The following is a 9,984-nucleotide window of genomic DNA, read 5'->3' as shown; positions in this document are numbered from 1 at the left end:
CCTTCTGGCCGTACCGAGGAGCGCAGGGCGTGGGGCGGGCGCGTGTGCCGCAGGACACACGCGCTTCGTGATCTGACTTGCCGCGTCTGTTTGAACGGAGCGCGTAGCGCGCAGTGAGTTACGCGGCACCGCCCCACGCCCGAGCACCGCAGGCTGCCCCGGAGCGCAGCGCAGGGGATACGGACAGCAGGGGCGTGCTTCTTTTGCTTCCTTTTCTTGCACGAGCAAGAAAAGGGAGTCGCCCGCCGGGGCGAGTCTCGGCCCCGGGAAACAACCCCACAAAAACACTACAAAAACGAGAGCTACCAGCGCAATCCCCACGGGGCTTCTGCACCCTATATGCCCGCAATTTGCGCACAGACGCGCGCGGGCTGCTGCGTTTTTGGTAGTCTGCCGTCCGCAACCATCCACGGACCCGCCCATGACCACCCCCTTCGCCATCGAAACCCCCATCGCCTTCATCGGAGGCGGCAACATGGCCAGCGCCATCATCGGCGGCCTGCTGCGCCAGGGCCTGCCGGCCGAACGCATCGACGTGGTCGAACCCTTCGCCGAGGCCCGGGCCGCGCTGCACCGCCAGTTCGGCATCACGGCGCTGGAGAAGGCTGGACCGCAACTGGACCGCGCACGGCTGGTGGTGTGGGCCATCAAACCGCAAAACTTCCAGGAAGCGGCGCGCCAGGTGGCCGCGCACACGCCCGGCGCACTGCACCTGAGCGTGGCCGCTGGCATCCGCACCGGCAGCATCGCCCAGTGGCTGGGCAGCGAGCGCATCGTGCGCGCCATGCCCAACACGCCCGCGCTGATCGGCCAGGGCATGACCGGGCTGTTCGCGCGCCCCGGCGTCAGCGCCGCCGAGCGCACCCTGGTGGAGCAGGTCGTGGCCACCACCGGTGCCCACCTGTGGGTCGAAGAAGAGGCGCTGCTGGACGCGGTGACCGCCCTGTCCGGCTCGGGCCCGGCCTACGTGTTCTATTTCCTCGAAGCCATGGCGCAGGCCGGGGTCGACATGGGCCTGACGCGCGAGCAGGCGCACCAGCTCGCGGTGGGCACCTTCGCTGGCGCGGCCGAGCTGGCACGCCGCTCCGACGAGCCGCCCCAGGTGCTGCGCCAGCGCGTCACCTCCAAGGGCGGCACGACGCACGCGGCCATCGAGTCGATGGAGGCCGATGGCGTGGCCCAGCGCTTCATGCGCGCGCTCGACGCCGCCGAGGCCCGCGCGCACGAACTGGGCGACGAATTCAAGTAAAAATCGGCTCCAGCGCTTGCCAGGCAAGCGCTGGAAGCTATCAAAACAGGAGCTATCGCAGGGCGTAGCCCAGCGCCACCCCGGCAAACAGCGCCACGCCAATCCAGTGGCTCTTGCTGAATGCGGTAAAGCAGCCCGCGCGCGTGCGCTCGCGGATCAGCGTGTAGTGCCACGCCACCTGCGCCGCCGCCGCGCCCAGGCCCAGCGCCAGCGGCCAGCCGGGCACCAGCGGCCACAACGCCCAGGCCGTGAGCGCCAGGCACAGCGCGAAGAACACCATGATGCCGGCCACATCGAAGCGCCCGAGCGTGATGGCCGAGGTCTTCATGCCGATTTTCAGGTCGTCGTCGCGGTCCACCATGGCGTACTCGGTGTCGTAGGCCAGCACCAAAAACAGGTTGGCCAGCCACAGCACCCAGGCCGTGGCGGGCACCTGGCCCTGCACGGCGGCAAAGGCGATGACGATGCCAAAGTTGAACGCGATGCCCAGGAACGCCTGCGGCATGGCAAAGAAACGCTTGGTGAACGGGTACAGGATGGTGAACAGCACCGCCGGCACCGACCAGGCGACAGCCTCCCAGCGCGTGGTCAGCACCAGCGCCAGGGACACCAGCGCCAGCAGCGCGCCCAGCAGCGCGGCCTCCTTCACCGACACCTGGCCGCTGGTGATGGGGCGGGCCTGGGTGCGCTTGACGTGGCGGTCGAAGTCGCGGTCGGCGATGTCGTTGATGCAGCAGCCGGCGCTGCGCATCAGCACCGTGCCGAGCACGAAAACGACCAGCAGGTGCCAGCCCGGAAAGCCCCCCGCCGCCGCCCACAGCGCCACCAGCGTGGGCCAGACGAGCACCAGCCAGCCAGCGGGGCGGTTGAAGCGGATCAGATCGAGGTAGAGCGAGAGGCGGCTGCGCCGCGGTGTGTCAGGCATGTACGTGATCCAAAGAAAAAAGGGCCGAAGCCCTTTTGCAGCTTGCGCTGAGTGCTATCAATCTTCCAGCAGCGAGCGCAGCATCCACGCCGTCTGCTCGTGCACCGTCAGGCGCTGGGTCAGCAGGTCGGCGGTGGGCTCGTCGCCAGCCTTGTCGGCCAGCGGGAACAGCGCTCGCGCGGTACGCGCCACGGCCTCGTGGCCTTCGACGAGGATGCGCACCATCTCCAGCGCCTGGGGCGGTGTGGCGGGCGCATCGGCCAGCGAGGTCAGTTTGCCAAACTCGGCATAGGAGCCGGGCGCCGCGTGGCCCAGCGAGCGGATGCGCTCGGCCACCGGATCGACGGCGTTCCACAGCTCGGTGTACTGCGCCATGAACATGGCGTGCAGCGAGTTGAACATCGGGCCCGTGACGTTCCAGTGGAAGTTGTGCGTGGTCAGGTACAGCGTGTAGGTGTCGGCCAGCAGGCGCGACAGGCCCTGGGCAATGGCGGCGCGGTCTTTCTCGCCAATGCCGATGTTGATGCGCGGCGCGCCGCCCTTGGCGGTGGTGGCGGACTTGCTGCTGGATTTGGCCATGGGGTTACCTCCTGGTTGGGGTTGCGGGACTTCAAGACAAACGGGTCACGCCGGGCAGTTCGCAGGCGTAGATGGCATTGCGCAAGGCGGCGATGGCCTCGTAGCGCGTGAAGCTGCGGCGCCAGGCCAGCACCACGCGGCGCATGGGGGGGCCGCCGCCATCGGCATCCTGGATGGGCAGGTAGCGGATGTGGTTGTCGTCGCTCTTGCGGCGGCGCGCGCCACGGTGCAGCGCATCGCGCGGCACCGACAGGCGCGGCACCAGCGTCACGCCCATGCCCGCCGAGACCATGTGCTTGATGGTCTCCAGCGACGAGCCCTCGAACGTGCGGCGGATGCCCTCGGCGTTGCTGGCGTAGCGCGCGAACTCGGGGCAGACCTCGAGCACATGGTCGCGGAAGCAATGGCCCGTGCCCAGCAGCAGCATGGTCTCGTTCTTCAGGTCCTCGGTGGACACGCTGTCGCGCTCGGCCAGCGCGTGGTTGCTGGGCACGGCCGCCATAAAGGGCTCGTCGTACAGCGCCGCCATGGCCAGGCCGGTGTCGGGGAAGGGTTCAGCCAGGATGGCGCAGTCGATCTCGCCGGTGCGCAGCATCTCCAGCAGCTTGACGGTGAAGTTTTCCTGCAGCATCAGCGGCATCTGGGGCGTGCGCGCAATGGCCTGGCGCACCAGTTCGGGCAGCAGGTAGGGGCCAATCGTGTAGATCACGCCCAGCGTGAGCGCGCCGGCCAGCGGGTCCTTGCCGCGCTTGGCGATCTCCTTGATGGCCGCGGCCTGTTCCAGCACGCTCTGCGCCTGGCGCACGATGTCTTCGCCCAGCGGGGTGACCGTCACCTCGCCCGCGCTGCGCTCGAAGATTTTCACGTCCAGCTCGTCTTCGAGCTTCTTCACGGCCACCGAGAGGGTGGGCTGCGACACGTAGCAGGCATCAGCGGCGCGGCCGAAGTGCTTTTCACGGGCCACGGCGACGATGTACTTGAGTTCGGTCAGTGTCATGTGTGCAATTGTGCAGCGCTCTCAGGCTTTCAGAAAGTCGGATTTCCCGCCGAGCCAGCGGGTGATGTGCCGCTGGGCCAGCGCCGGGTGGCGGTCCAGCATCAGCGGGGCAGTCTCACGTGCCCATTCAAGCAGCGCCTTGTCGGTCTCCAGATCGGCGAAACGCAGCAGCGGCGCGCCGGACTGGCGCGCACCGAGGAACTCGCCCGGCCCACGGATCTCCAGGTCGCGCCGCGCGATCTCGAAGCCGTCGTTGGTCTCGGCCATGGCGCGCAGGCGGTCCCGGGCGGTCTCGCCCAGGCGCCCGCTCTCGCCCGTGGCATACAGCAGCACACAGGCCGATGCGGCAGCGCCGCGCCCCACGCGCCCGCGCAGCTGGTGCAGCTGGGACAGGCCGAAGCGCTCGGCATGCTCGATCACCATGAGCGAGGCGTTGGGCACATCCACGCCGACCTCGATCACGGTGGTGGAAACCAAAACGCCCATGGCGCCGCTGGTGAACTGCGCCATCACGGCTTTCTTCTCGGCGCTGGGCATGCGCGAGTGCAACAGCCCCACCTGCACGCCGGGCAGCGCCTCGCTCAGGTCGGCGTGCGTGGCCGTGGCGTTGGACAGGTCCAGCGCCTCGCTCTCCTCGATCAGCGGGCACACCCAGTACACCTGGCGCCCCTGTGCAACCTGGGCACCGATGCGCGCGATGACCTCGTCCTTGCGGCTGTCGGCGATCAACTTGGTGACCACGGGCGTGCGCCCAGGGGGCAGCTCATCGATGGTGGAGACGTCCAGGTCGGCGTAGTAGCTCATGGCCAGGGTGCGCGGAATGGGCGTGGCGCTCATCATCAGCATGTGCGGCTCCATGCGCTGGTCTTGCAGCTTTTGCCGCAGCGCCAGGCGCTGCGCCACGCCGAAGCGGTGCTGCTCGTCGATCACCGCCAGCCCCAGGCGCGCGAACTGCACCTGCTCCTGGATCACGGCGTGCGTGCCCACCACCAGCGCCGCCTCGCCGCTGGCCACCAGGGCCAGCATGGCCGCGCGCTCCTTTTTCTTCTGTGCGCCCGCCAGCCAGGCCACGCGCAGCCCCCGGGGCGCCAGCAGCGGCTCCAACCAGCCCACAAGCTTGCCGAAATGCTGCTCTGCCAAGATCTCGGTCGGCGCCATGAGCGCGCACTGCCAGCCGGCATCGATGGCGATGACAGCGGCCAGCGCCGCCACCACGGTCTTGCCCGCACCCACATCGCCCTGCAGCAGCCGGTGCATGGGGCGGCTGCGCGCCATGTCATGGGCGATTTCGTCGCACACCCGGCGCTGCGCCGCCGTGAGCGTGAAGGGCAGCGCCGCCAGCAACTGCTCGTGCAGCGCCAGCCCGGGCACGCCCTGCGGCGGCGCGGGCCGGAGCTCGGGCGCGCGCAGGCGATCGCGCTCGCGCTTAGCGGTGAGCTGCGACAGCTGCTGCGCCAGCAGCTCCTCGGCCTTGAGGCGCTGCCAGGCCGGGTGGCTCTGGTCCTCCAGCGTTGCCAAGGCCACGTCGGGCGTGGGGTGGTGCAAAAACTGCAGCGCCTCGCGCAAGTCCCACGCGCGCTGCAGGCCGTTTGAACCCCAAAAACAAGGCGGCGCCACGCCCGCTGGCAGGGTCTCGGACAGGTCGGCGCGCTGCAGCCCACCCACCACCGCGCGGCGCAGGTAGGCCTGCGGCAACTGCGCCACCGTGGGGTACACCGGCGTCAGGGCCTGGGGCAGCTCGCCCTCGGCCTTACGGAAGGCCGGGTGCAGCATCTGCCGCCCCCAGAAACCGCCGCGCACCTCGCCGCGCAGGCGCAGGCGCGCGCCCACGGCCAGGGTCTTCTGGTGCGAGGGGTAGAAGCTGAAGAAGGTCAGCTCGCAGGTGCCGGTGCCATCATCGACCACCACCTTGAGCATGCGACGCGGGCGCAGTTGCACCTCGCACGCGGTCACGGTAGCCTCGATCTGCGCCACGGCACCGTCGCGCAGCGCGCGGATGGGGGTGATGCGCGTTTCGTCCTCGTAGCGCAGCGGCAGGTGCAGCGCCAGGTCGATGTCACGCACCAGCCCCAGCTTGCGCAGGGCCTGCTGTGCGGGGCTGGGCTTAGGCCGGGCGGGCGCCGGGGCGGCGGAAGGCGGGGTCGAGGGGGGCACGCAAAAAGGCTACCATGACTTTATCATTCATTTAAGCTATCGTATAATATTGCGCGATTAATAAAATATTAACCATGCTCAAGCGCATCCATGTCGAAGACCTGACCCTTGGGATGTACCTCCACGAGTTCTGCGGCTCCTGGATGGAGCACCCGTTCTGGCGCACCCGCTTCCTGCTGGAAGACCCCAAGGATTTGGAGCGCATTTACAGCACAGCAGTGCAGGAGGTCTGGATCGACGTCTCGCGCGGCAAGGATGTCGCCGCGGGCAAGCCCGCCCTGTCCCCAGAAGAAGTCGAGGAGCGCATCGCCACCGATTTCAGCGCGCTCGACGCCATGCCGCCGCTGCACGTGGTCTCGCCCGAGTTGCCGCCCCCGCCCGAGCGCGACCTGGGCCCCACCAGCACCCAGATGGAAATCCGGCGCGCCGCGCAGATCTGCAGCAACGCCAAGCAGGCCGTGGTCTCGATGTTCAAGGAAGCCCGCATGGGCAAGGCCGTGGACGTGGCCGCGGCATCCGGCCTGGTGGAGGAGATCTCCGACTCGGTGCTGCGCAACCCCGGCGCGCTCATCAGCCTGGCGCGGCTGAAGACCGCCGACGACTACACCTATATGCACTCCGTGGCCGTGTGCGCGCTGATGGTGGCGTTGGGCCGCCAGATCGGGCTGAACGAGGGCCAGGTGCGCACCGCCGGCCTGGCCGGGCTGCTGCACGATCTCGGCAAGGCCGCCATCCCCCTGGCCGTGCTCAACAAGCCGGGCAAGCTCACCGACGAGGAATTCGCGCTGGTCAAGTCCCACCCCGTGGAAGGCTGGAAGATGCTGCGCCAAGGCAGTGGCGTGGAGCCTGCCGTGCTGGACGCCTGCCTGCACCACCACGAGAAGACCGATGGCACGGGCTACCCCGACCGCCTGGGCAACGACAAGCTCAGCACCATCGCGCGCATGGCCGCCATCTGCGATGTGTACGACGCCATCACCTCCAACCGCCCTTACAAGAATGGCTGGGATCCGGCCGAATCCATCCGCCGCATGGCCGAGTGGACACGCGGGCACCTGGACTCGCGGCTGTTCCAGGCCTTCGTGAAAAGCCTGGGCATCTACCCCATTGGCTCGCTGGTGCGCCTCGAGTCCGGGCGCCTGGGCGTGGTGGTCGAGCAGAACCCGGCCACCCTGGTGTCGCCGCAGGTCAAGGTGTTCTTTTCCACCAAGTCCGACCTGCGCATCCCACCCGAAACCGTGGACCTGGCGGCCCCCGGCTGCAGCGACCGTATCACTGCGCGCGAAGACCCGGCGAAGTGGCGCTTCCCGGACCTGGATGAACTCTGGTCCGGGCTGTCGCAGCAGCCCTGGTAGGAGAGCGAACCCAGCGCCTGTGGCGCACGCTGCGCCACCCGCCGGGCGTGGCCAGCCTGCGCGCGCAGGGCGAATGCCTTTACATTTGCACACATTGGTGGTTTTGCCGAAGGATCGACGCATGGGGCTGAACGATGTCTGCGCACCGCCCGGGGCGGGCCGCCGCCTTGGCGTACGTGCAGAGCCTGATCCAGCCATGGCGACCGCCCCCTCGCCCACACCCCCCAGGCCGCGCAGGCTGCGCCGCGCGCTGTCCTGGCTGGGCCACCGCAGCAACCGTTCAGCGCTGGTGCTGTCGGTGCTGCTGGGCGTAGCGTTCGCCATCTCGTCGGTGTACCTGGCACGCGTGCAGACGCTGGACGAATACCGCGCCATCGCGGTGCAACTGGCGCACTACGCCGTGCAGCGCACCGACCGCATCCGCGAGTACACCTTCCAGTCCTTCCAGGCGCTGCGCGCCCAGGGCACGGCCGACCCCTGCTCGAACGCCAGCCTGGCGCTGATGCGCCGCCTGAACTACGGCAGCGACCTGGTGGTCGATATCGGCTACGTGCGCGACGGGCACCTGCTGTGCTCCACGGCCGGCCGCCACAGCGCGGGCATTCCCCTGCCGGCGCCCGACTACCTCAGCCCCTCGGGGGCGGAGCTGCGCCTGGGCGTGCAGCTGCCGTTCGCTGGCGACGCACGCTACACCCTGTCCACGCTGGATGGCTACACCATCATCTTGCGCGCCGAGTGGTCGGAAGACGTGCTGGGCTGGATGCCCGACGCTGGCATCGCCATCGGCACGCTGCACCCGCGCAGCCGCAAGCTGCTGTTCTCGCGCGGCACGCTGGATGCGCCGCTCATCGACGCGCTCAGTACCACGCCGCCCCAGGTGAGCGAGCGCGAGCACCTGGTGGTGCTGCAGGGCTCGCCCTTCGATTACGTGGGCTTCGCCGTGATCCCCACGCGCGAGCTGCAAAGCCGCTGGCACGCACGGGCCCTGCAGATGATGCCGGTAGGCCTGCTGCTCGGGCTGCTGCTGGCGGGGCTGGTGTTCTGGGTGATGTGGCGCCAGACCTCGATGCCCGCCATGATCCGCACGGCGCTGCGCCAGGACGAGTTCAGCATGGTCTACCAGCCCGTGGTCGAGCTGGCCACGGGCCGCTGGGTGGGCCTGGAGGCGCTGATGCGCTGGCACCGCCCCGACGGCACCATGGTCTCGCCCGATGTGTTCATTCCCGCCGCCGAGCGCAGCGGCCAGATCAGCGCGCTCACGGCCTGGGTGGCCGAGCGCGTGCTGACCGAGACGCGCGCGCTGTTGCAGGCCGACCCGCAGTTCCACCTGGCCATCAACGTGACGGGCGACGACCTGCTGGACGGACGCTTTCACGCCAGCCTGTCAACGCTGCTGCAGCGCCACGGCGTGGCCGCGTCGCAGCTCATCGGCGAGATCACCGAGCGGGTCTTCATGCACACCGGGCAGACGGGTGCGCAAATCCACGCGCTGCGTGCGCTGGGCATGCGCATCGCCATCGACGACTTTGGCACCGGCTACTCCAGCCTGGCCTACCTGACGCGCCTGGAGCTGGACTACCTGAAGATCGACAAGACCTTCGTCGATCCGATCGGCACCGGCGCGGTAACGGCCAACGTGGTGAGCCACATCATCGCCATGGCCCAGTCACTGGGCCTGACCATGATCGCCGAGGGCGTGGAAACCGAGGCGCAGGCCGACTTCCTGCGCGCCCAGGGCGTGCAACAGGCACAGGGCTGGCTGTTCGCGCGGCCCATGCCGATCGAGGAAGTGCGCCAGCACATGGCCAAAGGCGCTACTTAATCCATAGCTGCCAGCGCTTGCCGCACCTCGTTTTACAAAACAAAAGCCACCCAACGCAGCGCCAGAAAAGCGCTGCCAGCTACTTTTTCAGGAGCTTTCAGTGGCCGCTACTGCGCGGTTACGGCCCTGGTGCTTGGCCGCATACAGCGCGGCATCGGCGCGCGCGATGAGCGCAGCCGAGCCGCTGGCGCCGCCCGGGGCGGCGTTGGGCACCTGGCTGCACACGCCCGCGCTGATGGTCACCCAGGGCCCGGCCAGCGAGTCGGCGTGCGGCAGATCGAGCGCACGCACCGCCTGCACCATGCGCTCGGCCATGGCCTGGGCGCCGGCCGCGTCGGTTTCGGGCAGCACCACGGCCAGCTCCTCGCCGCCGTAGCGCGCCACCAGGTCGGTGCCGCGGCGCACGCAGCCCGCCACGGCGCGCGCCACGGCCTGCAGGCAGGCGTCGCCCTGCTGGTGGCCGTAGCGGTCGTTGTAGCGCTTGAAGCAATCCACATCGATCATCACCAAGCCCACGGGGCGCTGGGCGCGGCGCGCCAGCGCGCAGGCCTGCTCCAGCCATTCGTTGAAATGCGCGCGGTTGGCGATGTTCAGCAGCGCATCGGTGCGCGAGAGCGTGCGCAGGCGCTCGTTGGCCTCTTCCAGCTCACGCGTGCGCTGGGCCACGCGCGCCTCCAGGTGCTGGTTGGCCTCGGCCAGCTGCGCGTTCTGCACCGACAGGGCCGCGTACAGCTTGCTGATCATCTTCAGCAGCGCCTGGATGCCGTTGTCATGCGTCTCGCGCTCGCGCTCGAACGCCTGCGCCGCACTCAGCCCCTGGCGCACCGAAACGACCTGCCGCGCCATCGACTGGTCGATCCCCAGAATGTGCAGGCCCAGCCACGAGGTGAGGAAATCGACCAG

At 68.9% G+C, this 9,984-nt stretch carries 8 protein-coding genes; 3 read left to right on the top strand and 5 right to left on the bottom strand.

What is annotated here, in order from left to right; translation table 11 throughout:
• The first annotated feature begins 421 nt into the window (after window positions 1–421).
• Window positions 422–1,249 carry a pyrroline-5-carboxylate reductase gene (gene proC / locus BN2503_RS18030; protein ID WP_054257996.1) on the top strand — a complete coding sequence of 276 codons (828 nt, stop codon included), beginning with the start codon at window positions 422–424 and terminating at the stop codon, window positions 1,247–1,249.
• Window positions 1,250–1,301: 52 nt separating this feature from the next.
• Here proC and ubiA read toward each other — a convergent pair whose 3' ends face one another.
• Genes ubiA through recG form a run of 4 tightly spaced genes read right to left on the bottom strand, consistent with a single transcriptional unit; the run spans window position 1,302 to window position 5,904 of the window.
• On the bottom strand, window positions 1,302–2,174 hold the full coding sequence (gene ubiA, locus BN2503_RS18025) for a 4-hydroxybenzoate octaprenyltransferase (RefSeq protein WP_054257995.1): 873 nt from the start codon (window positions 2,172–2,174) through the stop codon (window positions 1,302–1,304).
• A 57-nt stretch (window positions 2,175–2,231) separates the two neighbouring features.
• Complete coding sequence (locus tag BN2503_RS18020) at window positions 2,232–2,753, bottom strand: Dps family protein (RefSeq protein ID WP_054257994.1); 522 nt, start codon at window positions 2,751–2,753, stop codon at window positions 2,232–2,234.
• A gap of 31 nt (window positions 2,754–2,784) precedes the next feature.
• The gene (locus BN2503_RS18015) at window positions 2,785–3,750 is read right to left on the bottom strand and encodes a LysR substrate-binding domain-containing protein (protein WP_054257993.1); all 966 of its coding nucleotides are present in this window, start codon (window positions 3,748–3,750) and stop codon (window positions 2,785–2,787) included.
• Window positions 3,751–3,771: 21 nt separating this feature from the next.
• The gene (recG, locus tag BN2503_RS18010; RefSeq protein WP_054257992.1) at window positions 3,772–5,904 is read right to left on the bottom strand and encodes an ATP-dependent DNA helicase RecG; all 2,133 of its coding nucleotides are present in this window, start codon (window positions 5,902–5,904) and stop codon (window positions 3,772–3,774) included.
• A gap of 74 nt (window positions 5,905–5,978) precedes the next feature.
• Here recG and BN2503_RS18005 point away from each other — a divergent pair, with 74 nt between their 5' ends.
• Complete coding sequence (locus BN2503_RS18005) at window positions 5,979–7,259, top strand: cyclic di-GMP phosphodiesterase (protein ID WP_054257991.1); 1,281 nt, start codon at window positions 5,979–5,981, stop codon at window positions 7,257–7,259.
• Between the two features lie 121 nt (window positions 7,260–7,380).
• Complete coding sequence (locus tag BN2503_RS18000; RefSeq protein ID WP_054257990.1) at window positions 7,381–9,081, top strand: EAL domain-containing protein; 1,701 nt, start codon at window positions 7,381–7,383, stop codon at window positions 9,079–9,081.
• 87 nt (window positions 9,082–9,168) lie between these two features.
• On the opposite strand, the gene BN2503_RS17995 is transcribed toward BN2503_RS18000, so the two are convergent.
• A partial coding sequence (locus BN2503_RS17995; protein ID WP_054257989.1) for a diguanylate cyclase domain-containing protein occupies window positions 9,169–9,984 on the bottom strand: 816 nt, incomplete at its 5' end.

It is taken from the genome of Paenacidovorax caeni, from assembly GCF_001298675.1.
GTDB classification, from domain to species: domain Bacteria; phylum Pseudomonadota; class Gammaproteobacteria; order Burkholderiales; family Burkholderiaceae_C; genus Paenacidovorax; species Paenacidovorax caeni.
This window is presented reverse-complemented; position numbering and strand designations above follow the sequence as displayed.

Coding starts and splice junctions, on each gene's coding strand:
- proC (WP_054257996.1), top strand. CDS start 422: ATGACCACCCCCTTCGCCATCGAAACCCCCATCGCCTTCATCGGAGGC.
- ubiA (WP_054257995.1), bottom strand. CDS start 2,174: ATGCCTGACACACCGCGGCGCAGCCGCCTCTCGCTCTACCTCGATCTG.
- BN2503_RS18020 (WP_054257994.1), bottom strand. CDS start 2,753: ATGGCCAAATCCAGCAGCAAGTCCGCCACCACCGCCAAGGGCGGCGCG.
- BN2503_RS18015 (WP_054257993.1), bottom strand. CDS start 3,750: ATGACACTGACCGAACTCAAGTACATCGTCGCCGTGGCCCGTGAAAAG.
- BN2503_RS18005 (WP_054257991.1), top strand. CDS start 5,979: ATGCTCAAGCGCATCCATGTCGAAGACCTGACCCTTGGGATGTACCTC.
- BN2503_RS18000 (WP_054257990.1), top strand. CDS start 7,381: ATGGGGCTGAACGATGTCTGCGCACCGCCCGGGGCGGGCCGCCGCCTT.